A 25,148-nucleotide genomic window follows, 5' to 3' on the forward strand; every position below is an offset into this window, starting at 1 on the left:
GCCTCCGGGCCCGGCGTTTCGGGGCCCGCACGGCCCCGGCGCGTTCGACGGCGTGGACCGGGCCCGTCCGGATGGCGCAAACCGTAAACCCGCGAAGCCTCGCTCGAATGGGTGATCCGTTTCACGCTCGGCGGGAGGCGGTCGGAAGCGCGTGGTGGGCTCGGTAGCATCAAGCACCGGCCCGGACGGGGAGAAGTCGCCATCCCCTGTGCCGAGTCCGTCATGGGGAACCCCGTCCGCCGGTCCACGCAGCCGGAGGTGCCCATGAGTGCGGAGGCCACGAATTCCGCGACGCCCGGCCCGGTATCAGGCGCCGTGACGCCTGCCGTGCCCCGCAGGAAGTCCCGCGCCCGCATCGATCTGCGCCGCCTCGGACGGGCCGCGCTCCTCGGCCCCACCGCACGCGGCCGGCTCCCCGACGCCATCAGCCATGTCGTCGACGCGCACCGGGCCCACCACCCCGACGCCGACCTCGAACCCTTGCGCCGGGCCTATGTGCTGGCGGAGTCCTCGCACCGCGGCCAGATGCGCAAGAGCGGTGAGCCGTACATCACCCACCCGCTCGCCGTGACCCTCATCCTCGCCGAACTCGGCGCCGAGACCACGACGTTGACGGCCTCCCTCCTCCACGACACCGTCGAGGACACCGACGTGACGCTCGATCAGGTCGGGGAGCAGTTCGGCGAGGAGGTCCGTTTCCTCGTCGACGGGGTCACCAAGCTGGAGAAGGTCGACTACGGCGCCGCCGCCGAGCCCGAGACCTTCCGCAAGATGCTCGTCGCCACCGGCAATGACGTGCGCGTCATGTCGATCAAACTCGCCGACCGGCTGCACAACATGCGCACCCTCGGCGTGATGCGCCCCGAGAAGCAGGCCCGCATCGCCAAGGTCACCCGCGACGTCCTCATCCCGCTGGCCGAGCGGCTCGGCGTCCAGGCGCTGAAGACCGAGCTGGAGGACCTGGTCTTCGCGATCCTGCACCGCGAGGAGTACGAGCACACCCGCGGGCTGATCGCGGAGAACGCCGCCCGCGCCGACGACCCGCTCACCGAGATGGCCGACGAGATGCGCACGGTCCTGCGCGAGGCCGGCATCCAGGCCGAAGTCCTCATCCGGCCCCGGCACTTCGTGTCCGTGCACCGCGTCTCCCGAAAACGCGGCCGGCTGCGCGGCGCCGACTTCGGACGGCTGCTGGTGCTGGTGAACGAGGACGCGGACTGCTACGGCGTCCTCGGCGAACTGCACACCTGTATGACGCCGGTCGTCTCGGAGTTCAAGGACTTCATCGCCGTCCCCAAGTTCAACCTGTACCAGTCGCTGCACACCGCCGTGGCCCGCGAGGACGGCCAGGTCGCCGAGGTCCTCATCCGCACCCACCAGATGCACAAGGTCGCCGAGGCCGGAGTGGTCGCGCTCGGCAACCCCTACGCCGGACCCGCCGACGAGCAGGCCGCCGACGGCGACGGCGAGCGCGCCGACCCCACCCGCCCCGGCTGGCTCTCCCGCCTCCTGGACTGGCAGGAGGCCGCGCCCGACCCCGACACCTTCTGGTCGACCCTGCGCGAGGACCTCGCTCAGGACCGCGAGATCACCGTCTTCCGGCCCGACGGCGGCACCCTCGGCCTGCCCGAGGGCGCCACCTGCGTGGACGCCGCCTACGCCCAGTACGGCGAGGACGCGCACGCGTGCATCGGCGCACGGGTCAACGGCCGGCTGGCCACCCTCAGCACCGTGCTGCGCGACGGTGACAGCGTGCAGCTCCTCATGGGGCAGGACCCGGCCTCCGAGCCCTCCCGGGAGTGGCTGGAGCACGCGCACACCCCCGGCGCCCGTATCGCCATCCAGCGCTGGATCGCCTCCCATCCCGCGCCGGGCGAGACCGGAGCCGACCAGAGCGAGGACGGCGCGCCGTTCCGACAGCCCGCCGAGAACGCCCCCGGCGCCAAGGAGCAACCGGCGTTCCGCCCCGGCGCCGAGGGCACGGGCGGCCGTCCCGCCTCCGGTGTCCTGGCCGACCGGCCCGGCGCCGCCGTACGCCTCGCCCGCTGCTGTACGCCCGTACCGCCCGACGAGATCACCGGCTTCGCCGTACGCGGGGGAGCGGTCACCGTCCACCGCGCAGGGTGCACCGCCGTGGCGCGTATGCGCGGCGCCGGGCGCGCGGAGGTCGGCGTGCGCTGGGGGGACGCCACGGAGTGCCGGGTCACCCTCGTCGCCGAATCGTTCGTCCGGCCGCATCTGCTGGCGGACCTCACGGAAGCGATGGCGCAGGAGGGCGCCGAGATCGTCTCGGCGACCGTGGAACCCCCGACCCAGCAGCGCGTGCGCCACACCTACACCGTCGAGCTCCCCGACGCCGGCCGGCTCCCCGGCCTGATGCGCGCCATGCGCAACGTCGCGGGCGTGTACGACGTCAGCCGTGCCCACGCCCCGGCACAGCGCGCCTGACCGGACGGTGCCTGACGAGACAGCGCGCCTGACCGGACGGTGAAGAGACGGTGGGCCACCCGTTCGGGTGGGGCGGTCGCGCGCCGTCCACGTCCCGTCGCCGTGCGCTGATAGCCGTGGTCCATGCTGCTCACCTCCCGCAGCGAGGCTCAGCGACCGGCCCCTGGCGCTCCTCGCCCCCGATCCGCACCCCGCAGGCGCCTGAAGGTGCCCGCCCTGCTCACCCCCGTCGTCTCCCTCTGCCTGCTCGCCGCGAGCGCCCCAGCCACCCCCCTCGGCGTCGGCGACCGGCTCTACCCCCACCTGGGGAACCCCGGCTACGACGTGGCCTCGTACGACCTCTCCTTCACCTACTCCGGCGCCAACGACAAGCCCCTCAAAGCCGTCACCACCATCGACGCCCGGACGACCGCCGACCTGAAGCGCCTCAACCTCGACTTCGCGCACGGCAAGGTCGACTCGGTCGTGGTCGACGGCGAACCCGCCACCTTCTCGAAGGCGGGCGAGGACCTCGTCGTCACCCCGGCCGAGGAGCTGTCCGAGGGCAGCTGGACGCGCATCACCGTGCGGCACACCAGCGACCCCGTGTACGGGAGCAAGCGCGAGGGCGGCTGGGTGCGCACCGCCGACGGCCTCGCCATGGCCAACCAGGCCGACGCCGCGCACGTCGTCTTCCCGTGCAACGACCATCCCTCCGACAAGGCGATCTTCACCATCCGGGTCACCGCGCCGACCGGCTACACCGCCGTGGCCAACGGTCTGCGCACCGACGTGGAGCGCTCCGCGAAGTCGACCACCTGGACGTACCGCACCCGGCACCCCATGGCCACCGAGCTCGCGCAGGTCTCCATCGGCCGCTCCAAGGTCCTGCACCGCACCGGCCCGCACGGCCTGCCCGTCCGGGACGTCGTGCCCGCGAAGGACGTGAAGCTGCTCGAACCCTGGCTGAAGAAGACGCCCGGCCAGATCGCCTGGATGGAGGGCAAGGTCGGGCGCTACCCGTTCGAGACGTACGGCCTGCTCATGGCGCACGCCACGACCGGTTTCGAACTGGAGACGCAGACGCTGTCCCTCTTCGAGCGGGATCTGTTCACCCAGCCCGCGTTCCCCAAGTGGTACGTCGAGTCGATCATGGTGCACGAGCTGGCGCACCAGTGGTTCGGCGACAGCGTCAGCCCGCGCAGCTGGTCCGACCTGTGGCTCAGCGAGGGCCACGCCACCTGGTACGAGGCCCTGTACGCGGCCGAGAAGGCGGACCGGCCGATGGAGGCGCGGATGAAGGCCGCCTACGCCGCCTCCGACCGCTGGCGCGCGGCCGGCGGGCCGCCCGCGGCCCCGAAGGCGCCCCAGCCGGGGAAGAAGACCAGCATCTTCCGGCCCAACGTGTACGACGGCGCGGCCCTCGTCCTGTTCGCCCTCCGGGAGGAGATCGGCGCCACGGCGTTCGACCGTCTGGAGCGCGCCTGGGTGAGCCGCAACCGGGACGGCTCGGCCTCCACGGCGGACTTCGTCGCCCTCGCCGAGGACGTCTCCGGACGGCATCTGGAGGGCTTCCTGCACGCCTGGCTGTACGGGAAGAAGACCCCGCCGATGCCCGGCCGGCCCGACTGGAAGGCCGCCGACCCCGCGAAGGCGGCGACCAAGGGCAAGCCCGCCACCCGGAAGCCGGGCGGTCACGCGAAGGCCGGGAAACCGGCCGGGCGATAAGCCGGTGACGAGACGGCCCGTGCCGTGCGACCATCGTCCGGTCGGCGCGGCACGGGCCACGGGAATCTCCCGGGGTACCCGTGCGTTGTGACCATTGACGGAACAGCTCTGCGACGCACCACTGAGCGTGGCGTCCGGGCCGCTGCCCCGTCGCCGCACCACGGAATCCCCAACGACGTAAGGACCCAATGACCTCCTCTTCTTCCTTTTCCCAGGAGTCGAAGCGCCTCGCGCACACCTACCCCGACGGTCTTCGGGCCGATGCCCTGATGGAAGAGGACGTCGCCTGGAGCCACGAGATCGACGGAGACCGGGACGGCGACCAGTTCGACCGCTCCGACCGCGCGGCCCTGCGCCGTGTGGCAGGTCTCTCCACCGAGCTCGAGGACGTCACCGAGGTCGAGTACCGACAGCTCCGTCTGGAGCGGGTCGTCCTCGTGGGCGTCTGGACCTCGGGGACCGTGCGGGACGCGGAGAACTCCCTCGCCGAGCTCGCCGCCCTCGCGGAGACCGCCGGTGCCCTGGTGCTCGACGGCGTGATCCAGCGCCGTGACAAGCCCGACGCGGCCACCTTCATCGGTTCCGGCAAGGCTCTGGAGCTGCGCGACATCGTCGTGGAGTCCGGCGCGGACACCGTCATCTGTGACGGTGAGCTCAGCCCGGGTCAGCTCATCGCCCTCGAAGACGTCGTCAAGGTCAAGGTCATCGACCGTACGGCCCTGATCCTCGACATCTTCGCCCAGCACGCCAAGTCCCGGGAGGGCAAGGCGCAGGTCGCGCTCGCGCAGATGCAGTACATGCTGCCGAGGCTGCGCGGCTGGGGTCAGTCGCTGTCCCGTCAGATGGGCGGCGGCAAGGGCGGCGGTCTCGCCACCCGTGGTCCCGGTGAGACCAAGATCGAGACGGACCGTCGCCGGATCCGCGAGAAGATGGCGAAGATGCGCCGGGAGATCGCGGAGATGAAGACGGGCCGCGACATCCAGCGCCAGTCCCGCCGGCGCAACAAGGTGCCGTCGGTCGCCATCGCCGGCTACACCAATGCCGGCAAGTCCTCTCTGCTCAACCGCCTCACCGGCGCGGGCGTCCTGGTCGAGAACGCCCTGTTCGCGACCCTGGACCCGACCGTGCGCCGGGCCGAGACGCCGAGCGGACGGCTGTACACGCTGGCCGACACGGTCGGCTTCGTCCGGCACCTGCCGCACCACCTGGTCGAGGCGTTCCGCTCCACGATGGAGGAGGTCGGTGACTCCGACCTGATCCTGCACGTGGTGGACGGTTCGCACCCCGACCCGGAGGAGCAGCTGGCCGCCGTGCGCGAGGTGATCAGGGACGTCGGCGCCACCGGCGTACCGGAGATCGTCGTGATCAACAAGGCGGACGCAGCCGACCCGCTGACGCTCCAGCGGCTGCTGCGGATCGAGAAGCGCTCCATCGCGGTCTCGGCCCGCACCGGCCAGGGCATCACCGAGCTGCTCGCCCTGATCGACAACGAGCTGCCCCGCCCGTCCGTCGAGGTCGAGGCGCTCGTGCCGTACACCCACGGCAAGCTCGTCGCCCGCGCCCACACCGAGGGCGAGGTGATCTCCGAGGAGCACACCCCGGAGGGCACCCTGCTCAAGGTCCGCGTGCACGAGGAGCTGGCGGCGGATCTCGCGCCGTACGTGCCCACGCCGGCCGGCTGAGCCGTCCCGGCGAGGGACACCGTCAATGCGGAAGGCCCGCTCCCCCTCGGGGGAGCGGGCCTTCCGCATGCCGTGGATCAGCGGGCGAACTTGTCGCTGACCCCGTCGAAGACGGTCTTGGCCTCCTTGCCCAGCCGCGGACCGGCCAGCCAGCCGGACTCGACCGGGCCGATCGACGTGTTCGACACCAGCGCCGGCTTGCCGTCGTTACCGGTGGCGACCCAGCCACCACCCGACGAACCGCCCGTCATGGTGCAGCCGATGCGGTACATCGTCGGGTCCGACGCGCGCAGCGACAGCCGGCCCGGCCGGTCCTGGCACTGATACAGCTTCTGCCCGTCGTACGGCGCCGCGGCCGGGTAGCCGATCGCCTTGACGCTCTTCACCTTGGGCACCGCCGGGGCGGCGAACTCCACCGGAAGCGCGGAACCCACGGTCTCCTCCAGGGACTTGCCGCCCCCGTTCTCCGGCTTCACATGCAGCACCGCGAAGTCGTACGGGGCACCGGCACCGCCGGTCGGACCGCCCTGCGCGATCCACTGGTCCGAGGTCTGCGCCCAGTCGGCCCACCAGATGCCGTACGGAGCGGCCACCTCCTTGGCGACACCCTCCAACTCGGCCGCGCTGCGCCCGGCGTCGTTGTACGACGGCACGAACGCGATGTTCCGGTACCAGCCGCCGCTCTTGCCCGCGTGCACACAATGGCCCGCCGTCCACACCATGTTGGACTTGCCGGGGTTCGCGGGGTCCTTCACGACGGTCGCCGAGCAGACCATCGTGCCCTCGGGGGCGTCGAAGAACACCTTGCCCGCCTCGGGCACGCTCGCGTGGTAACTCGGCGGTACGGCCTGCGCGTCCACAGGGTCCGGCGTCGGATCGGTCACGCCCTGGTCGCCCGACAGGTCGCTCTCGTCGATGCCCCGGTCCGGGTCCTCGGCGTCCCGCATCCGGTCCGGGTCCCAGAGGTCCTCGATGATCGGGTTGATGTAGTCCTTGGCCTCACGCAGCCAGTCGTCGCGGTCCCAGTTCTTCCAGTCGCCGTCCCGCCACTTGTCGATGTCGATCCCGTGCTCGCGGAGCTTGTCCTTGATGTCGTCCGGGATGGTGATCTTGCCTTCGCCGCCGGCGGCGGCGGACGCGGTGGCCTTGCCTCCGCCCCCGGCGTCGGCCTCCCCGGACTCACAGGCGGTGGCGGTGAGGACGAGGGCGGCGGCGAGCGCGACCACCGGCAGCGGGGAGATGCCGCGGCGCGCGCTCTTCTCCCTGCGGGCGGTGAACGACGGCCGTATGGATCGCATGGTGTGACTCCCCCTGAGGTGACGGTACTTGTGCCGCTCTCGCATACGTGCGCCGGCCGCCGTCCGATCACTTGTCCGGCCGGCGGGCCGATCGTCCGCCCTGCGGCGTGCGCGTACGGCAAGCGGCCCGGTGGAACGGCACCACACACTATGCGGTCGCTGTGGGAGAGTTCCGACGGAACGGCAACGGTTCAGCCACAGCCCGCCGAGCCGGGCAGGTCAGCGCGCCGGGACGGCGTCCGGCCATCACCGCGACCGCCCCTGTGCCCCCTCCTCGCGCAGAGATTGTGGGGTTACCCGTAACCCGGCGCGCGTCCCGCTCTTTTTAGCGGTGGGGGCCGGCCGTGCGTGTGCGGTCCCCGGTCCCCGGTTCCCCGCAGTTTCGAGTGGACGCTCGCGGGGCTGCGTATGTCGGGACGGGCGAGGACACGCAAGACCCGCTCGCCCCTGGACAGCGGGAGGACAGGGAGCCATGGCCGTAACCGAATCCGTACGCGGGACAGTGCCCGGGACCGAGGACGCGCGCAGCGCGCACGAGGGGATCCTGCGGCGGCAGTCGGCCCGCGAGTCCGCGGCCCGCACCTACGCCCGCGCCCTGCCGATCGTGCCGGTCCGGGCCCGGGGCATGACCATCGAGGGCGCGGACGGCCGCCGTTACCTCGACTGCCTGTCCGGCGCCGGCACCCTCGCCCTCGGTCACAACCACCCCGTGGTGCTGGAGGCCATCCGCGCGGTCCTCGACTCCGGGGCACCCCTGCACGTCCTGGACCTCGCCACCCCCGTCAAGGACGCCTTCGTCACCGAGCTGTTCCGGACGCTGCCGCCCGGACTCGCCGACCACGCGCGCGTGCAGTTCTGCGGACCGGCCGGCACCGACGCCGTCGAGGCCGCCTTCACGCTCGTCCGGGCCGCCACCGGACGGGACGGCATCCTCGCCTTCAGCGGCGCCTACCACGGCATGACCAGCGGGGCCCTCGCCGCCTCCGGGGGCGCCCGCGACGTACGGGTCGCGCGTCTGCCGTACCCGCAGGACTACCGCTGCCCCTTCGGGGTCGGCGGCGAACGCGGCGCCGAACTCGCCGCCCGCTGGACCGAGTCCGTCCTCGACGACCCCAAGTCCGGTGTGCCCGAACCGGCCGGGATGATCCTCGAACCCGTCCAGGGGGAGGGCGGCGTGCTGCCCGCGCCGGACACCTGGCTGCGGCGCATGCGGCGGATCACCGCCGACCGATCCGTGCCCCTGATCGCCGACGAGGTGCAGACCGGCGTCGGACGCACCGGCGCGTTCTGGGCCGTGGAGCACAGCGGGGTCACCCCCGACGTCATGGTCCTGTCCAAAGCCATCGGCGGCAGCCTGCCGCTGGCGGTGATCGTCTACCGGGAGGAGCTGGACGCCTGGCAACCGGGTGCCCACGCCGGCACCTTCCGCGGCAACCAGCTCGCCATGGCCGCCGGGACCGCCACCCTCGCCCACGTCCGTGAGAACCGGCTCGCCGAACGGGCCGCCGACCTGGGCGCGCACATGATGCGGCAGCTGCGGCGGCTCGCGGGCGAGCACGCCTGCATCGGCGATGTGCGGGGGAGGGGGCTGATGCTGGGGGTCGAGGTGGTGGACCCGGAGGCGCCGGCCGTGAGCGCCGGGGAGCCGATCGTCACCCTCGCGGAGACGGCCCGGCCGGCGGAGGAGCAGCCCCGGCCCGCCGCTCCCCGGCTGGCGGCCGCCATCCAGCGGGAGTGCCTGCGCCGCGGCCTGATCGTCGAGCTCGGCGGCCGCCACTCCAGCGTCGTACGGCTGCTGCCGCCCCTGACCATCACCGACGAGCAGGCGGCCGCGGTGCTGGACCGGCTCGCCGACGCGGTGGACGCCGTGTCGGGCGGCCAGGCCGGGCACGCGTCCGCACCTCAGCGGCCCCCGGGGCCCGGACGGCAGGGCGACCGGGCTCCGCACACCGACTAGGCGCACGCTTCCCCGCCCCGCGCTCCAAGGTCACTGGCACATCACCCCACCACCCGCGGCGGCCCCACACCACCGGGGCCACCGCAGCCACGTCACGCGGCACGGCTCACCCCGCCTCCCGCACCACCGCGGGCGCATCCCGCGCCCGGCCTCACCCCAAGGCGCCCCCACGCACCCCAGAGCCCCCGTCCCCGCAGAGGACCCACCGTGACGATCACTCCCGCGCCCGACCGCGCCATCGGGGCCCGCTCCTCGCGCGCCCCCGACCTCCTGGACCACCCCGACCCGTGGCAGGCGGCCCAGGCGGCCGCCGTGGAGAACCTGCTCCGCTGCCACGTCCGCGAGACGCGGGTGCCGGCGCCGTCCGACGGCGTCCTGCGCCTCCCGTTGCCCACCATCGGCACGACGCTGCTCGTGCCGGTCCAGCACTGGTCGCCTACGGGATGGCACCGGTTCGGGCTTCCGCGTCCGGCCGGCACCCTCGAGGGCAACCCGCCGCTCGACGCCGTCACCCTCGCCGCACTCCTGACCCGGGAAGCGGCGGCCGTGCGCTCCTCGGCGGCCAACAGCGAGTGCACCACTGAGTCGGGGGCCGAGCGCATCACCGGCCCGGTGGCCGCGTGCAGCACCGACCCGGCGGCCGAGAGCATCGACCTCGTCGCGCGCGTCGCCGACTCCGTCCGCCGGACGGCCGTCTTCATCCAGGACCGGCGTGCCCACCCGGACGACGGCACCGACCGCTTCCTCGCCGCCGAGCAGGCCCTCGTCCTCGGGCACCCGTTCCACCCCACGCCCAAGAGCCGCGAAGGACTGTCCGAGGCGGAGACGCGGGACTACTCGCCGGAGACGCGCGGCTCCTTCCCGCTCGCCTGGCTGGCGGTCGCGCCGGACCTCCTCGCCACCGACTCGGCGTGGACCGAGGGCGGGCGGGTCGTCACCGCCGCCCAGCTCACGGCCCGGCTCGCCGGCCCCGGACTGCCGCTGCCGGACGGTTACGCCGCTCTGCCGCTGCACCCCTGGCAACTGCGGGAGGTCCGGCAGCGCCCCGGCACGGCGGCCCTCCTCGACGCCGGTCTGCTCCGCGACCTCGGCACCCACGGGCCGCCCTGGCACCCCACCTCGTCCGTCCGCACGGTCCATCGCCCCGGCGCCGCGGCCATGCTCAAGCTCTCCCTCGGTCTGCGCATCACCAACTCCCGCCGCGAGAACCTCCGCAAGGAACTGCACCGGGGCGTCGAGGTGCACCGGCTCCTGCGCGGCGGCCTCGGGACGCGGTGGCAGGCCGCGCACCCGGGCTTCGACATCGTGCGCGACCCGGCCTGGCTCGCCGTCGACGGACCGGACGGCTCACCGGTGACCGGGCTCGACGTGATGATCCGGCACAACCCCTTCACGCCCTCGGACGACGTGTCCTGTGTGGCGGGCCTGGTGTCGCCCCGCCCGTACGGCCCCGCGGCCGCCCCGGACGCGCCACCGGCACCGTCCCGGCTGGCGGAGGTCGTCGCGCGGCTCGCCGCCCGGACCGGACGGCCGCCCGGCGCGGTCGCCGCCGAGTGGTTCCTGCGCTACCTCGAACAGGTCGTACGGCCCGTGCTCTGGCTGGACTCCGAGGCGGGGATCGCCCTGGAGGCCCACCAGCAGAACACCCTGCTCCTCCTCGACGCCGACGGCTGGCCCGCGGGCGCCCGCTACCGCGACAACCAGGGCTACTACTTCCGTGCCTCCCACCGCGCGGAACTCGACGCACAACTCCCCGGCATCGGCGAACTCAGCGACACGTTCGTCTCCGACGAGGTCACCGACGAACGGTTCGCCTACTACCTCGGCATCAACAACGTCCTCGGGCTCATCGGCGCGTTCGGATCCCAGGGCCTCGCCGACGAACGGCTGCTGCTCGCCGCGCTCCGCCGCTTCCTCGGCGACGTGGCCACCGGCCCCGCCCGGCTGCGCAGCTCGTTCCCCGCACGGCTGCTCGACTCCCCGGTGCTGCGCTGCAAGGCCAACCTGCTGACCCGCCTGCACGGCCTGGACGAACTCGTCGGCCCGGTCGACACCCAGTCCGTGTACGTCGGCATCCCCAACCCGCTGCACCCCTGACCCAGCGCTCCCGAGAGGACCTCGTCGTGCCCCCCACCGACACCAGCGCCACCACCGGCCCCGGCCCTGGCCCCGGTCCCGTCCCCCCGCCCGACACCGACGGCGAGGACACCCTGGACCTGGAACTCCCGGACGAACTCGTCACCCTCATCGCCTCGGGCCCGGAGGCGGACGACGCCGGGGACGAGAACCCCGGCGACCTGCTCGCCGGGATGTCCGACCTCCTCGGCCATGTCGCCGACTGGGGGCCGGTCAGCACCGCCGCCGGGGTGTTCCACCTGGTGCCGGTCCGCGTCGAACGCGATCTTCCACTCCTCACGCGCTGGATGAACGATCCGGTCGTCGCGGAGTTCTGGGATCTCGCCGGGCCCGAGGAGACGACGGAGAGGCATCTGCGGGTCCAGCTCTCCGGCGACGGCCGGAGCGTCCCGTGCGTGGGCCTGCTGGACGGCAAGCCGATGAGCTACTGGGAGATCTACCGGGCCGACCTCGACCCGCTCGCCCGCCACTATCCCGCCCGGCCCCACGACATCGGTGTCCACCTCCTCATCGGCGGGCCCGCCGACCGGGGGCGGGGCCTGGGCCGGACGCTGCTACGGGCGGTCGCCGACCTCGCGTTCGGCAGACGGCCGGCGTGCGGCCGGGTCGTGGCGGAACCCGACCTGCGGAACATCCCGTCCGTCGCGGCCTTCCTCGGCGCCGGATTCCGCTTCTCCTCGGAGATCGACCTGCCGGGCAAGCGGGCGGCCCTCATGGTCAGGGACCGGAATCTGCGCCATCTGCTGTGACGGCCGTCATGGTTCTCCCGACCATGAGCGATCATCTCTGGACCTCAGGGCACTCGAAACGGGCTCTTCCGATCCCAGCTGATCCCGAGCGAAGACGGTGCCTGCCCTGATCCCGTCCGGCCCCCCCAACCGTGATCGCCCGATTGTCAGTGCCGGGCCGTAAGGTGGTCGCGCTATGACGAAGCCCTCACTCCCCGAACTCCTGCATGCCGCCGTCACCGCCGTCGGCGGCACGGAGCGCCCCGGCCAGGTGACCATGGCCGAATCCGTCGCGGAGGCGATCGACGGCAATTCCCACCTGCTGGTCCAGGCGGGCACCGGCACCGGTAAGTCGCTCGGCTATCTGGTGCCCGCGCTCGCCCACGGGGAGCGGGTCGTGGTGGCCACGGCCACCCTGGCCCTGCAGCGCCAGCTCGTGGAGCGGGACCTTCCGCGCACGGTGGACGCGCTGCACCCGTTGCTGCGCCGGCGCCCCGAGTTCGCCATGCTCAAGGGCCGGTCGAACTACCTCTGTCTGCACCGCCTGCACGAGGGCGTGCCGCAGGACGAGGAGGAGGGCCTGTTCGACCAGTTCGAGGCGGCGGCGCCCACCAGCAAGCTCGGGCAGGACCTCCTGCGGCTGCGCGACTGGTCGGACGACACCGAGACGGGCGACCGGGACGATCTGACGCCGGGTGTGTCGGACCGTGCCTGGGCGCAGGTGTCGGTGTCGTCACGGGAGTGCCTGGGCGCGACCAAGTGCGCGTACGGAGCCGAGTGCTTCGCCGAGATGGCCCGCGAGCGGGCCAAGCTCGCCGAGGTCGTCGTCACCAACCACGCTCTGCTGGCGATCGACGCCATCGAAGGCGCCCCCGTGCTTCCGCAGCACGAGGTGCTGATCGTCGACGAGGCGCACGAGCTCGTCTCCCGGGTCACCGGCGTGGCGACGGGCGAGCTCACCCCGGGGCAGGTCAACCGGGCGGTGCGCCGCGCGGCGAAGCTCGTCAACGAGAAGGCAGCCGACCAGCTCCAGACCGCCGCCGAGGGCTTCGAGCGGCTGATGGAGCTCGCTCTGCCGGGCCGCCTGGAGGAGATCCCCGAGGACCTGGGGTACGCCCTCATGGCCCTGCGCGACGCCTGCCGTACGGTCATCTCGGCCATCGGCGCCACCCGCGACAAGTCCGTGCAGGACGAGGACGCGGTCCGCAAGCAGGCGCTGGCCTCGGTGGAGTCCGTGCACGACGTGGCCGAGCGGATCACGAACGGCTCCGAGTGGGACGTCGTCTGGTACGAGCGCCACGACCGCTTCGGCGCCTCGCTGCGGGTGGCGCCCATGTCGGTGTCCGGTCTGCTGCGCGAGAAGCTCTTCACCGACCGCTCGGTCGTCCTGACGTCGGCCACGCTGAAGCTGGGCGGGGACTTCAACGGCGTCGGTGCCTCCCTGGGCCCCGCGCCGGAGGGCACCGAGGGCGACGACGTCCCGGAGTGGAAGGGCGTGGACGTCGGCTCCCCGTTCGACTACCGCAAGCAGGGCATCCTCTACGTCGCCAAGCACCTGTCGCGCCCGGCGCGGGACGGTGACCGCGGGGACATGCTGGACGAGCTGACGGAGCTGATCCAGGCGGCCGGCGGGCGCACGCTCGGGCTCTTCTCCTCCATGAGGGGCGCACAGCTGGCCGCCGAAGAGCTGCGCTCCCGTATCCCCGAGTACCCGATCCTCCTCCAGGGCGAGGAGACGCTCGGCGAGCTGATCAAGAACTTCGCGGCGGACCCGAAGACCTGTCTGTTCGGCACGCTGTCGCTCTGGCAGGGCGTCGACGTCCCCGGGCCGAGCTGCCAGCTGGTCGTCATGGACAAGATCCCGTTCCCGCGCCCGGACGACCCGCTGATGAGCGCCCGCCAGAAGGCGGTGGAGGACTCCGGGGGCAACGGCTTCATGGCGGTCGCCGCCACCCACGCCGCGCTGCTCATGGCGCAGGGCGCCGGTCGTCTCGTACGGGCGACGGGGGACCGCGGTGTCGTCGCGGTGCTGGACCCGCGGCTGGCCACGGCGCGCTACGGGAGCTATCTGAAGGCGTCCCTGCCGGACTTCTGGTACACGACGGACCGCAACCAGGTCCGCCGGTCGCTGTCGGCGATCGACGCGAAGGCCCGGGAGACGGAGGCCGCTGAGGCGAACGAGGCGGCCGGCGCGGAGCCGGTGGAGGCCGAGGAGTCGGAGTGACCCGTGCTTGATCGTGGTTAGCCTGTCGCGGGACCGCGACAGGCTAACCACTGATCGGGAGCGGACCGACACCGGGGTCCCCGTGGGCCGGGACCGGGACAGCACAGGGCCCCGGAACCGGCGCAGAGGTCCCGGGGCCCGGTCAGAGGGCCGACGCGCCTTCGGCGTCGCCCGCCGCGGCCGTCACACGCGCCGCAGCACCGCCACCACCTTGCCCAGGATGGTCGCGTCGTCACCGGGGATCGGCTCGTACGCGGCGTTGTGCGGGAGAAGCCAGACGTGGCCGTCCTCGCGCTTGAAGCGCTTGACGGTGGCCTCGCCGTCCAGCATGGCGGCCACGATGTCGCCGTTCTCGGCGACGGGCTGGCGGCGGACCGTGACCCAGTCGCCGTCGCAGATCGCGGCCTCGATCATCGAGTCACCGACGACCTTCAGGACGAACAGCTCGCCGTCGCCGACCAGCTGCCGGGGGAGGGGGAAGACGTCCTCGACGGACTCCTCGGCCAGGATCGGGCCACCGGCGGCGATCCGCCCGACCAGCGGGACATAGGAGGCGGCGGGCTTGCCGGCGGTGTCGGTGGCCTGCACCGACGCGGCCTGGTCGGAGCCGCGGACCTCGTAGGCGCGCGGGCGGTGCGGGTCGCGACGCAGGAAGCCCTTGCGCTCCAGCGCCATCAGCTGATGGGCGACCGAGGACGTGCTCGACAGGCCGACCGCCTGACCGATCTCCCGCATCGACGGTGGGTACCCCCGCCGCTGCACGGAATCCCTGATGACCTCGATCACTCGGCGCTGGCGGTCCGTGAGCCCCGAGCTGTCGGCCCGGATGCCTGGAGGTCGGCCCGGGAGCGAGCGCTTCTGCGCCTCGGGATTCACGGTTTCGTTCATCGCATGCACCGGCTCGAGTCGGCCCTGGGAGCGGTCCTGGGCGGTGATGGTGGCGCTGTCTGCGGTGGTGGTCACGTCGGCCCCTCTCGATGGTCTCCCTGCTGCACAACGGTAGTTGCTTTCGAAAGGTTGCGCCAAACACACGTTCGAGTGAAAAATCGCGAATCGTCTTACGTGATCACAGGGCGAGGTGTATGGCTGGCAAGCTTTCCCGGCGGGCGAAGGGGCCCGTTGTTGTACTCTTCACCGCCGGGGCCACGGCCTCGTAGGTGGTTGCCCCAGTCTGCCATCCGGGGCCGGTCCACTCGTGGATCGACCCCCATCTGTGCGGGAGTCCCACCTCCCCTCCGTGCGGCGCTCACGCTATCTCCGTATGTGCCGTGGCGATACGGGCGTGCACCCGAATGTCCGGCGTGACGACCCGGTCGCGGGGCATACGGCGTAGGCGCGGCCCTCCCGGCGGCGCCCTCCGTGGCCCCCGGCGGCGCCCTCCGAGGCCTCCCGGAAGCCGCTCCGGGACTCGTCCGGCCCTCACCCGGTGCCCGCCCTGGCGCTCGCCTCGGCACGACACGCGCTACGGCGTGGATGTATGGGCCAATCCCCACATCTAGTGGTTGGATTGCGGAAGCGGCCCAGAAGTTGTGGTGACCCGGGTCTTCGAACGCTCGGAGATCGCCTATGCTTGAGGCTGCTTCGGCGGGGCCCATGTGGCCCGGCGAGGCTATTGAGTCTGCTGTGAGGAGGGTTCGGAGCCATGCACTGTCCCTTCTGTAGGCATCCCGACAGCCGCGTCGTCGACAGCCGTACGACGGACGACGGCACGTCGATCCGCAGGCGCCGTCAGTGTCCCGACTGCTCCCGTCGTTTCACGACGGTGGAGACGTGCTCACTGATGGTGATCAAGCGGTCCGGAGTCACCGAACCGTTCAGCCGTACCAAGGTCATCAACGGTGTGCGCAAGGCATGCCAGGGACGGCCGGTCACCGAGGACGCCCTCGCCCAGCTCGGCCAGCGGGTCGAGGAGGCGGTGCGGGCCACCGGGAGCGCCGAGCTGACCACCCACGACGTTGGGCTGGCCATACTCGGCCCGCTGCAGGAGCTGGACCTCGTCGCCTATCTGCGATTCGCCTCCGTGTACCGGGCGTTCGACTCGCTCGAGGATTTCGAGGCCGCGATCGTGGAACTGAGGGAGACGACGGGGCGCCGGTCCGCGGACGACGACGACCGCGCCGGCGCGGCGCGCGCGGACACGGGGGGCCAGAAGGACGACGGCGGGGCCGCGGAAGCCGTACCGGTGCCCGTGCCCGCCGAAGCCGCCGACTGAGGGCGGGCCGGCCCGGTGTCGACAGACCCGGATCCGGCCGAGCGAGCGGCGCGACAAAGACGTGCTGCGGGCGGCGACAGAGGTGCCCGCAGCGAAGGACAGAACATGTGCCACGGGGAACATCGGGGCACTTCAGGGCGTTTTCGCCCGTACAGGGAGGCGGCATGACAGAGACGGCGAGCGGTCCGGCACGGAGTTCCCGCGCCAAGGGCGGCAAGACGGCCAAGGGGCTGCGTATCGAGCGCATCCACACCACCCCCGGCGTGCACCCGTACGACGAGGTGGCCTGGGAGCGCCGTGACGTCGTCATGACCAACTGGCGCGACGGCTCGGTCAACTTCGAGCAGCGTGGCGTCGAGTTCCCCGACTTCTGGTCGGTGAACGCGGTCAACATCGTCACCAGCAAGTACTTCCGGGGCGCCGTCGGCACCCCGCAGCGCGAGGTCAGCCTCAAGCAGCTGATCGACCGCATCGTGAAGACGTACCGGAAGGCCGGCGAGGACTACAAGTACTTCGCCTCGCCCGCCGACGCCGAGATCTTCGAGCACGAGCTCGCCTACGCCCTGCTGCACCAGATCTTCAGCTTCAACAGCCCGGTCTGGTTCAACGTGGGCACGCCGCAGCCCCAGCAGGTCTCCGCCTGCTTCATCCTGTCCGTCGACGACTCCATGGAGTCGATCCTCGACTGGTACAAGGAAGAGGGCATGATCTTCAAGGGCGGCTCCGGTGCCGGCCTGAACCTCTCCCGCATCCGCTCCTCCAAGGAGCTGCTGTCCTCCGGCGGCAACGCCTCGGGTCCCGTCTCCTTCATGCGCGGCGCCGACGCCTCCGCGGGCACCATCAAGTCGGGCGGCGCCACCCGCCGCGCCGCCAAGATGGTCATCCTCGACGTCGACCACCCCGACATCGAGGACTTCATCGAGACCAAGGTGAAGGAGGAGGAGAAGATCCGCGCCCTGCGCGACGCGGGCTTCGACATGGACCTGGGCGGCGACGACATCACGTCCGTCCAGTACCAGAACGCCAACAACTCGGTCCGTGTGAACGACGAGTTCATGAAGGCGGTCGAGCAGGGCGGCAAGTTCGGCCTGCGCGCCCGCATGACCGGCGAGGTCATCGAGGAGGTCGACGCCAAGTCGCTCTTCCGCAAGATGGCCGAGGCCGCCTGGGCCTGCGCCGACCCCGGCATCCAGTACGACGACACCATCAACCACTGGCACACCTGCCCGGAGTCCGGCCGTATCAACGGCTCGAACCCCTGCAGCGAGTACATGCACCTGGACAACACGTCCTGCAACCTCGCCTCGCTGAACCTGATGAAGTTCCTCAAGGACGACGGCAAGGGCAACCAGTCGTTCGAGATCGAGCGCTTCGCCAAGGTCGTCGAGCTCGTCATCACCGCGATGGACATCTCCATCTGCTTCGCGGACTTCCCGACGCAGAAGATCGGTGAGAACACGCGCGCGTTCCGCCAGCTCGGCATCGGCTACGCCAACCTCGGCGCCCTGCTGATGGCGACCGGCCACGCCTACGACTCGGACGGCGGCCGCGCCCTCGCCGGTGCCATCACCTCCCTGATGACCGGCACCTCGTACCGCCGCTCCGCAGAGCTCGCCGCGGTCGTCGGCCCGTACGACGGCTACGCCCGCAACGCCCAGCCGCACCTGCGCGTCATGAAGCAGCACGCCGACGCCAACGCCGCGGCCGTCCGCGTGGACGACCTGGACACGCCGATCTGGGCCGCCGCCACGGAGGCCTGGCAGGACGTGCAGCGCCTCGGCGAGAAGAACGGTTTCCGTAACTCGCAGGCGTCCGTCATCGCCCCGACCGGCACCATCGGTCTCGCGATGTCCTGCGACACCACCGGCCTGGAGCCCGACCTCGCGCTGGTCAAGTTCAAGAAGCTGGTCGGCGGCGGCTCGATGCAGATCGTCAACGGCACCGTCCCGCAGGCCCTGCGCCGCCTGGGCTACCAGGAGGAGCAGATCGAGGCGATCGTCGCCCACATCGCCGAGCACGGCAATGTGATCGACGCCCCCGGCCTCAAGCACGAGCACTACGAGGTGTTCGACTGCGCCATGGGCGAGCGTTCCATCTCCGCGATGGGCCACGTGCGCATGATGGCCGCGATCCAGCCCTGGATCTCCGGCGCCCTCTCCAAGACCGTCAACCTGCCGGAGACGGCGACGGTCGAGGACGTCGAGGAGGTCTACTTCGAGGCCTGGAAGATGGGCGTCAAGGCGCTCGCCATCTACCGCGACAACTGCAAGGTCGGCCAGCCCCTCTCCGCCAAGACCAAGGAGAAGGAGAAGACCGAGATCACGGAGAAGGCCGAGGCCACCATCCGTGAGACGGTCGAGAAGGTCGTCGAGTACCGCCCGGTCCGCAAGCGCCTGCCCAAGGGCCGCCCCGGGATCACGACGTCCTTCACCGTCGGCGGCGCCGAGGGCTACATGACCGCCAACTCCTACCCGGACGACGGTCTCGGCGAGGTCTTCCTGAAGATGTCCAAGCAGGGCTCCACCCTCGCGGGCATGATGGACGCCTTCTCCATCGCGGTCTCCGTCGGCCTCCAGTACGGCGTGCCGCTGGAGACGTACGTCTCGAAGTTCACCAACATGCGCTTCGAGCCGGCCGGTATGACGGACGACCCGGACGTGCGGATGGCGCAGTCGATCGTCGACTACATCTTCCGCCGCCTGGCGCTGGACTTCCTGCCCTTCGAGACGCGCTCCGCGCTCGGCATCCACTCCGCCGAGGAGCGTCAGCGCCACCTGGAGACCGGCTCGTACGAGCCGTCCGAGGACGAGGTCGACGTCGAGGGCCTGGCCCAGTCGGCGCCGCGCGCCCAGGAGCTGAAGGCCGTCGCCACGCCGAAGGCCGAGGCCGAGGCGGCCAAGCCCGCCCCGAAGGAGGCGCACACGAGCGCCGAGCTGGTGGAGATGCAGCTGGGCATCCAGGCCGACGCCCCGCTCTGCTTCTCCTGCGGTACGAAGATGCAGCGGGCCGGTTCCTGCTACATCTGCGAGGGCTGCGGCTCGACGAGCGGCTGCAGCTGACCCGCTGATGAGTGACGCGTGACAAGAGGGGCGCCGGCGATCGTGCGGGCGCCCCTCCTGCGTGTCCGGCCGGCCTCAGCTGCGGCGGTGGCCCATCGTCTGGGTGAAGGTCGCCGGGTCGTCCTCGAAGCCGTGTACGTCGGGGCGGAAGTCCCAGGTCGTGGGGCCCTCGCGGACGAACTCCGCGACCGTCGCCGCCGTGGCGCCGAGGACGCCGCCGAAGTCGTCCTCGGCGAGGACCGTGTAGCCCTCGCGGATGCGCAGGGCCGGCTTCACGACGCTGACGAAGGTCCGCTGCGCCGGGTGCTGCTGGATCACCACGCCGACCACCACGCGCGCGTACCGGCTGTCGAGCCGGTCGAGCTCCACGGTCAGCACCTCGTCCCAGCCGAAACCCTGGCCGTCCTTGCTGTCCCGGTTCAGATGGATCGTGCCGTCGGGCGAGCGGCTGTCGAAGTGGACCACGTAGGCGGGATCGCCGTACGGGTCGCTCGCCGGATAGGTCGCGGCCACTATGTCCAGGTCGGTGGGCGGCTGCCCGGCCGGACTCGGATCCCATTTGACCGAGATCTCGACCTTCCGGAAGCTCTTGCTGATGGCGTTCACCAGGTTTCCCCTTCCCCGTGCCGCGAGTGCGTCGACCTGAACTGCCCGACAGACAAGGCCGGTTGTCCATCCTGCCACGTGAAGCGGAGCGCGTGCCGCGAAGCACTCCCGCCGACCGTGACCGGCGCCACGTCCCCTGGCCTTACGATGGCGCGGTGCTGGTCAAGTGGATTCGCTGCACCGTGGTGGACCGCCGCGGTTTCGAGCGGGGGCAGCGGAAATGGGCGGGGCTTCTGGGGGAGCCGGGGTTCAGGGGGCAAGGCGGTGGATGGAGCCGGGGGCGGCAGGGCGTGGCGCATGTCTTCTCGTTCTGGGAGAGCCGCTCCTTCTACGACTCGTTCATGGCCCGGTCCCACGACCGCCTGGCCGCAACCCAGTCCGGCACGTTCAAGGACGCCCAGGTCAAGCTGTTCGACTACCGCTTCGACGTGAAGACCGGCTTCGAGCCGCGCTTCACCGACGCCGACCTGGTCCGGGTGGCCCACTGCCGGGTCCACGAGGAACGTGCCGAGCACTTCATGCTCATGCAGGAGAAGGTCTGGAACCCCGCGATGGCCGGGTCGCCGGGAATGATCCGCGGGCTGTTCGGCGAGGCGCCGGGCCCCGAGTTCCTGGTGCTGTCCATGTGGCGGTCGGCCGCCGAGCACGGAAAATATCGCACCGAGCGGGTGGAGCGGCTCGCCCTGCGGGCCCAGACGGAGGCCGACGTGGCCGCCCTCACCGGCGACATCGTGGAACTGGAGCCCACCTGGACGGTGTGACGTCCCACCCCGTACGGCCGTCCCGATGTGATCCTTGGGGCAGGAAATGTGTGACCTACGCCGTATGGAGCCCCCAGAAGTGCTCGATCAGCCGTCACCCGATCTAGGGTTTTGGCATGGCACGACCACGGCGCATCGTCCTTGTCCGGCACGGCGAGTCAACCGGCAATGTTGATGACACCGTTTACGAACGTGAACCCGATCATGCTCTCGCCCTCACCGAGCGGGGCTGGAGGCAGGCGGAGGAGACCGGCAAACGGCTGCGCGAGGTCTTCGGCCGCGAACGCGTCAGCGTCTACGTCTCCCCCTACCGCCGCACGCACGAGACGCTGCGGGCCTTCCACCTCGACCCCGAGCTGATACGCGTCCGCGAGGAGCCCCGCCTGCGGGAACAGGACTGGGGGAACTGGCAGGACTGCGACGACGTCCGCCTCCAGAAGGCGTACCGGGACGCCTACGGCCACTTCTTCTACCGCTTCGCGCAGGGCGAGTCCGGCGCCGACGTCTACGACCGGGTCGGTGGCTTCCTGGAAAGCCTCTTCCGCAGCTTCGAGGCCCCCGACCACCCCCCGAACGTGCTGCTCGTGACCCATGGCCTGGCCATGCGGCTGTTCTGCATGCGCTGGTTCCACTGGACGGTCGCCGAATTCGAGTCCCTGTCCAATCCGGGGAACGCGGAGATGCGGATGCTCGTTCTGGGGGAGGACGGCAAGTACACGCTTGACCGGCCGTTCGACCGCTGGCGTGACCCGGAGCCGTACGGGATCACCGGATAGAGTGGCAGTGCGATGACCGCTGATTCCTCCTCCGACGGGCGCCTGGAGCGCGCGCTCGCCAGTCTGCGCGGACTGGCGGTCGGGGACGCGCTGGGCTCGCAGTTCTTCGTCCCGGCGAACTATCCGCTGCTCAAGCGCCGCGAGCTGCCTCCCGGCCCCTGGCAGTGGACGGACGACACCGAGATGGCCGGTTCGGTCGTCGTCGTGCTCAGCACACACCACCGCATCGACCAGGACGCCCTCGCCCGCTCCTTCGCCGAGCACCATGACTTCGACCGGGGTTACGGGCCCGCCGTCAACCGGCTGCTGCGCCTGATCAGGGAGGGCGGCGACTGGCGCGAGCTGTCCGCCGCGCTGTTCAACGGGCAGGGCTCCTGGGGCAACGGCGCGGCGATGCGGATCGCCCCGCTGGGCGCCTGGTACGCCGACGACCCCGAGCAGGCCACCCACCAGGCCGAGATCTCGGCCTACCCCACGCATCAGCACCGTGAGGCGGTCGTCGGGGCCATGGCGGTCGCCGCCGCCGCGGCTCTCACCGCCGCGCCGGGCGGGCCGCCCCGCCCCGAGTCCCTGCTCGACGACGTCGTCGCCCTCGTCCCGAAGAGCGCGGTCGCCGCGGGCCTGCGCCGCGCCCGGGACATGCTCGACTACGGTGACGCGGCCACCGTCGCGGCCGTACTGGGCTGCGGCCGGCGGACGACGGCCCATGACACGGTGCCCTTCGCGCTCTGGTCGGCCGCGCGTGCCCTCGGTGACTACGAGGAGGCGTTCTGGACGACCGCCCAGGTCGGCGGCGACATGGACACGACCTGCGCGATCGTGGGCGGCGTGATCGGCTCGGGCAAGGCGGGGACCGTCCCGGTCGAGTGGGAGCGGCGGACCGAGGCATTGCCGGGGTGGGTGCGGGCGGCGGTGTAGAGCCCGGGGTTCATCGGTTGTCCGGGTGGCCGGCCCGGGGTCGTCGTTCGTCCGGGGTCCCCGTGGGCCGGCCGTTGCGGGGCGGGGTGCTCAGCCCGCCGTCGGACCCGCCGTACCGGACAGAGCCTCCAGGTCGCTCTTGCGGACCCGCACCACGACCGCGGCGACCACGAACGCCAGGACGGCCATCGCGGCCGCCGGGACGAAGGCCGTGGAGATGCCCTGGGACAGCACGTCGTGGCTCCAGGGGGCGGGCAGTTGCCCGGACTCGGCGAACGCCGCCTTCTGTTCCGGCGTGGCCTGGGCCATGAAGGACGCGACCTGCTCGGTCGCCTCGTCGCGGCTGGCGGTGCCGAACACCGTCGTGAGGATGGACAGCCCGAGCGCGCCGCCGACCTGCTGTGTCGTGTTGAGGAGGGCGGAGGCCGCACCCGCCTCGCGCGAGGCGACGCCGGACACGGCGGTCACGGTGAGCGTGACGAAGTTCAGTCCCATGCCGAGGCCGAACAGCAGCATCGGGCCGAGCACCCCGCTGACGTAGGAGCTGCCCGAGTCGACCAGGGACTGCCAGGCCAGACCGACGGCCGCGAGCGTGGTGCCGGTCAGCAGGAACGGCTTGGGGCCGAGCACCGGCAGCAGCCGCTGCGATATCCCGGCGCCCACGGCGATGACGACGGTGACGGGCAGGAAGGCCAGGCCGGCGCGGATGGGGGAGTAGCCCAGCACGTTCTGCACGAACAGCACGATGTAGAAGAACATGCCGAACATCGCCGCGGCGAGGCTGATCATGATCAGGTACGTGCCCGAGCGGTTGCGGTCGGCGAACATCCGCAGCGGAGTGATCGGTTCCTTGGCGCGGCTCTCGACGTACAGGAACGCGGCGAGCAGGACGACGGCGGCGCCGAACGCGCCGAGTGTCAGGGAGTCCCGCCAGCCGTCGGACGCCGCCCGGATGAAGCCGTAGACCAGCGCGACCATGCCGAGCGTCGAGGTGAGCGCGCCGGTCAGGTCGAAGCGGCCGGGGTGGCGCTCGGACTCGTTGATGTAGCGCGGCGCGACGGCGGCGATGAGGACGCCGATGGGCACGTTCACGAAGAGGACCCACCGCCAGTCGAGCCAGTCGGTGAGCAGACCGCCGGCCAGGAGCCCGATCGCTCCGCCGCCCGCGGAGACGGCCGCGAAGATGCCGAACGCCCTGTTGCGTTCGGGGCCTTCGGGGAACGTCGTGGTGATGAGCGCGAGCGATGTGGGTGAGGCGATGGCGCCGCCCATGCCCTGCAGGACGCGCGCGGCCAGCAACTGCCAGGGTTCCTGGGCGAGTCCGCCGAGGAGCGAGGCGAAGGTGAAGAGCAGGATGCCGGCGATGAAGACCCGGCGGCGCCCGAGGATGTCGCCGGCCCGCCCGCCGAGCAGCAGCAGGCCGCCGAAGGTGAGGGTGTAGGCGCTGACCACCCAGGTCAGGTTGGTCGTGGAGAAGCTGAGCGCGTTCTGGATGTCGGGCAGGGCGATGTTCACGATCGTGGCGTCGAGCACCACCATCAGCTGGCACGCCGCGATGACCGCGAGGGCGATGCCCGGATGCGACGGGCGGGAGGCAGGGCCGCCCGGCGGTGGGGCGGGCGTGGGTGAGTGGGTCTGTATCTGGTCGTGCGTCACAGAGCGTCCCCCAAAGACGTAGTAGTGAACGTGTGCGTTCACTAGTGGGGACCATAGCGAGTCCGACTTAGTGAACACAAGCGTTCTCTAACGGCTCCTTGGTGGCCGTACGTGAGGTGGTTGGCCGTGGGCTGTCGGGATGCCGCCGAGATGCCTGGGGCATCGAAAGAGTGGCCGAGGCCTGACATGCTGGTGGAGGGCGTGGTCGCGTGGCGCGTCCCCCTTCGGTCGCCGCGTGCCGCTCCCTCGTCCCCGTATCCCCGCTTCGCCCGTTCGTTGGAGACGCTCAGATGGTTACCTCGCACCGGACGGCCGCCCCCGCTCGGGCGGTGTCCCCGCGCCGACGCGGTGCGGTGCTCGAACGGGCGATCCTCGACGCCGCGTTGGAGCAGCTCAGCACCGTCGGCTGGAACGGGCTGACGATGGAGGGCGTCGCGGCGTCCGCCCAGACCGGGAAGGCCGCCGTGTACCGCCGCTGGCCCTCCAAGGAGGATCTCGTCGCCGACGCGCTGCGTGCCGGGCTGCCGTCGCTCGACTCGGCTCCCGACCTCGGGTCCGTGCGCGAGGATCTGCTCGAGCTGTGTCGGCTGGCGCGTGACGCGATGTTCTCGCGGCCCGGATTCGCCCTTCGTGCGGTCATTCACGAGTGTGAAGACATTCAGGCTGAGCGGTTCCATACCGTGATCTTCGAAGGGCTGGTCGAGCCGACGATACGGCTGCTGCGGGAGGTCATCGTCCGTGGGATCGAGCGGGGTGAGGTGCGTGAGGACGCGGTGAACGGCTATGTCTGCGACGCCATCCCGGCGATGATGATGTACCGGTCGAAGGTGTGCGGAAGCGAATGGGGGGACCGTGATCTCGAAGAGATGATCGACCAGCTGATGGTTCCGCTGCTGCGCAGGTCCGACGCTTGATCCGGCGCGGTTCCGGGTGCGTGGCGACTGTGGCGAACCGGGTGTCGAAGCGGGTTCCGGGCGGCG

17 protein-coding genes are annotated in these 25,148 nt (G+C 71.4%); 13 read left to right on the forward strand and 4 right to left on the reverse strand.

Going from position 1 to position 25,148, the window contains the following annotated elements:
* Positions 1-264: 264 nt before the first annotated feature.
* The 3 genes from DC008_RS26150 to hflX all read left to right on the forward strand — a co-directional run bounded on the left by DC008_RS26150 (position 265) and on the right by hflX (position 5,837).
* A complete protein-coding gene (locus DC008_RS26150; RefSeq protein ID WP_108710860.1) occupies positions 265-2,448 on the forward strand; it encodes a RelA/SpoT family protein in 2,184 nt (727 codons plus the stop codon).
* Between the two features lie 123 nt (positions 2,449-2,571).
* On the forward strand, positions 2,572-4,155 hold the full coding sequence (locus DC008_RS26155; RefSeq protein WP_108709036.1) for a M1 family metallopeptidase: 1,584 nt from the start codon (positions 2,572-2,574) through the stop codon (positions 4,153-4,155).
* A gap of 188 nt (positions 4,156-4,343) precedes the next feature.
* The gene (gene hflX / locus DC008_RS26160) at positions 4,344-5,837 is read left to right on the forward strand and encodes a GTPase HflX (RefSeq protein ID WP_108709037.1); all 1,494 of its coding nucleotides are present in this window, start codon (positions 4,344-4,346) and stop codon (positions 5,835-5,837) included.
* Between the two features lie 77 nt (positions 5,838-5,914).
* On the opposite strand, the gene DC008_RS26165 is transcribed toward hflX, so the two are convergent.
* On the reverse strand, positions 5,915-7,135 hold the full coding sequence (locus DC008_RS26165; protein WP_108709038.1) for a trypsin-like serine peptidase: 1,221 nt from the start codon (positions 7,133-7,135) through the stop codon (positions 5,915-5,917).
* Positions 7,136-7,607: 472 nt separating this feature from the next.
* Here DC008_RS26165 and DC008_RS26170 point away from each other — a divergent pair, with 472 nt between their 5' ends.
* The 4 genes from DC008_RS26170 to DC008_RS26185 all read left to right on the forward strand — a co-directional run bounded on the left by DC008_RS26170 (position 7,608) and on the right by DC008_RS26185 (position 14,180).
* Positions 7,608-9,092, forward strand: coding sequence for a diaminobutyrate--2-oxoglutarate transaminase family protein (locus DC008_RS26170; RefSeq protein WP_108709039.1), 1,485 nt, complete (start codon positions 7,608-7,610; stop codon positions 9,090-9,092).
* Positions 9,093-9,299: 207 nt separating this feature from the next.
* A complete protein-coding gene (locus DC008_RS26175; protein ID WP_425276551.1) occupies positions 9,300-11,189 on the forward strand; it encodes an IucA/IucC family protein in 1,890 nt (629 codons plus the stop codon).
* A 26-nt stretch (positions 11,190-11,215) separates the two neighbouring features.
* On the forward strand, positions 11,216-11,977 hold the full coding sequence (locus DC008_RS26180) for a GNAT family N-acetyltransferase (protein ID WP_108709041.1): 762 nt from the start codon (positions 11,216-11,218) through the stop codon (positions 11,975-11,977).
* Between the two features lie 175 nt (positions 11,978-12,152).
* Positions 12,153-14,180 (forward strand): ATP-dependent DNA helicase, encoded by a 2,028-nt coding sequence (locus DC008_RS26185; protein WP_108709042.1) that lies wholly within the window; start codon positions 12,153-12,155, stop codon positions 14,178-14,180.
* A gap of 183 nt (positions 14,181-14,363) precedes the next feature.
* Here the strand turns inward: DC008_RS26185 and lexA are convergent, their stop codons facing one another.
* Positions 14,364-15,143 carry a transcriptional repressor LexA gene (gene lexA, locus DC008_RS26190; RefSeq protein WP_055622122.1) on the reverse strand — a complete coding sequence of 260 codons (780 nt, stop codon included), beginning with the start codon at positions 15,141-15,143 and terminating at the stop codon, positions 14,364-14,366.
* Positions 15,144-15,822: 679 nt separating this feature from the next.
* On the opposite strand from lexA, the gene nrdR reads away from it, so the two are divergent.
* Positions 15,823-16,392 carry a transcriptional regulator NrdR gene (nrdR, locus tag DC008_RS26195; RefSeq protein WP_108709043.1) on the forward strand — a complete coding sequence of 190 codons (570 nt, stop codon included), beginning with the start codon at positions 15,823-15,825 and terminating at the stop codon, positions 16,390-16,392.
* Between the two features lie 164 nt (positions 16,393-16,556).
* Positions 16,557-19,451: a vitamin B12-dependent ribonucleotide reductase gene (locus tag DC008_RS26200; protein WP_108709044.1), complete on the forward strand. Its 2,895-nt coding sequence runs from the start codon at positions 16,557-16,559 to the stop codon at positions 19,449-19,451.
* Between the two features lie 75 nt (positions 19,452-19,526).
* On the opposite strand, the gene DC008_RS26205 is transcribed toward DC008_RS26200, so the two are convergent.
* The gene (locus tag DC008_RS26205; protein ID WP_108709045.1) at positions 19,527-20,057 is read right to left on the reverse strand and encodes a TerD family protein; all 531 of its coding nucleotides are present in this window, start codon (positions 20,055-20,057) and stop codon (positions 19,527-19,529) included.
* 155 nt (positions 20,058-20,212) lie between these two features.
* On the opposite strand from DC008_RS26205, the gene DC008_RS26210 reads away from it, so the two are divergent.
* From DC008_RS26210 to DC008_RS26220, 3 genes are all read left to right on the forward strand, one after another.
* Complete coding sequence (locus tag DC008_RS26210; protein WP_055622118.1) at positions 20,213-20,818, forward strand: YdbC family protein; 606 nt, start codon at positions 20,213-20,215, stop codon at positions 20,816-20,818.
* Between the two features lie 116 nt (positions 20,819-20,934).
* Positions 20,935-21,594, forward strand: coding sequence for a histidine phosphatase family protein (locus DC008_RS26215; protein ID WP_055622117.1), 660 nt, complete (start codon positions 20,935-20,937; stop codon positions 21,592-21,594).
* Positions 21,595-21,606: 12 nt separating this feature from the next.
* Positions 21,607-22,512, forward strand: coding sequence for an ADP-ribosylglycohydrolase family protein (locus tag DC008_RS26220; protein ID WP_108709046.1), 906 nt, complete (start codon positions 21,607-21,609; stop codon positions 22,510-22,512).
* A gap of 90 nt (positions 22,513-22,602) precedes the next feature.
* Here the strand turns inward: DC008_RS26220 and DC008_RS26225 are convergent, their stop codons facing one another.
* Complete coding sequence (locus DC008_RS26225) at positions 22,603-24,153, reverse strand: MFS transporter (protein WP_425276568.1); 1,551 nt, start codon at positions 24,151-24,153, stop codon at positions 22,603-22,605.
* 305 nt (positions 24,154-24,458) lie between these two features.
* On the opposite strand from DC008_RS26225, the gene DC008_RS26230 reads away from it, so the two are divergent.
* Positions 24,459-25,082 (forward strand): TetR/AcrR family transcriptional regulator, encoded by a 624-nt coding sequence (locus tag DC008_RS26230; protein WP_108709047.1) that lies wholly within the window; start codon positions 24,459-24,461, stop codon positions 25,080-25,082.
* Positions 25,083-25,148 lie beyond the last annotated feature (66 nt).

It is taken from the genome of Streptomyces nigra (genome assembly GCF_003074055.1).
Taxonomy (GTDB): domain Bacteria; phylum Actinomycetota; class Actinomycetes; order Streptomycetales; family Streptomycetaceae; genus Streptomyces; species Streptomyces nigra.

Bases quoted from the DNA above. Each gene is read 5' to 3' on its own strand.
- hflX (WP_108709037.1), top strand. From the start codon at position 4,344: ATGACCTCCTCTTCTTCCTTTTCCCAGGAGTCGAAGCGCCTCGCGCAC.
- DC008_RS26215 (WP_055622117.1), top strand. From the start codon at position 20,935: ATGGCACGACCACGGCGCATCGTCCTTGTCCGGCACGGCGAGTCAACC.
- DC008_RS26155 (WP_108709036.1), top strand. From the start codon at position 2,572: ATGCTGCTCACCTCCCGCAGCGAGGCTCAGCGACCGGCCCCTGGCGCT.
- DC008_RS26230 (WP_108709047.1), top strand. From the start codon at position 24,459: ATGGTTACCTCGCACCGGACGGCCGCCCCCGCTCGGGCGGTGTCCCCG.
- DC008_RS26220 (WP_108709046.1), top strand. From the start codon at position 21,607: ATGACCGCTGATTCCTCCTCCGACGGGCGCCTGGAGCGCGCGCTCGCC.
- DC008_RS26165 (WP_108709038.1), bottom strand. From the start codon at position 7,135: ATGCGATCCATACGGCCGTCGTTCACCGCCCGCAGGGAGAAGAGCGCG.
- nrdR (WP_108709043.1), top strand. From the start codon at position 15,823: ATGCACTGTCCCTTCTGTAGGCATCCCGACAGCCGCGTCGTCGACAGC.
- DC008_RS26200 (WP_108709044.1), top strand. From the start codon at position 16,557: ATGACAGAGACGGCGAGCGGTCCGGCACGGAGTTCCCGCGCCAAGGGC.
- DC008_RS26185 (WP_108709042.1), top strand. From the start codon at position 12,153: ATGACGAAGCCCTCACTCCCCGAACTCCTGCATGCCGCCGTCACCGCC.
- DC008_RS26150 (WP_108710860.1), top strand. From the start codon at position 265: ATGAGTGCGGAGGCCACGAATTCCGCGACGCCCGGCCCGGTATCAGGC.
- DC008_RS26170 (WP_108709039.1), top strand. From the start codon at position 7,608: ATGGCCGTAACCGAATCCGTACGCGGGACAGTGCCCGGGACCGAGGAC.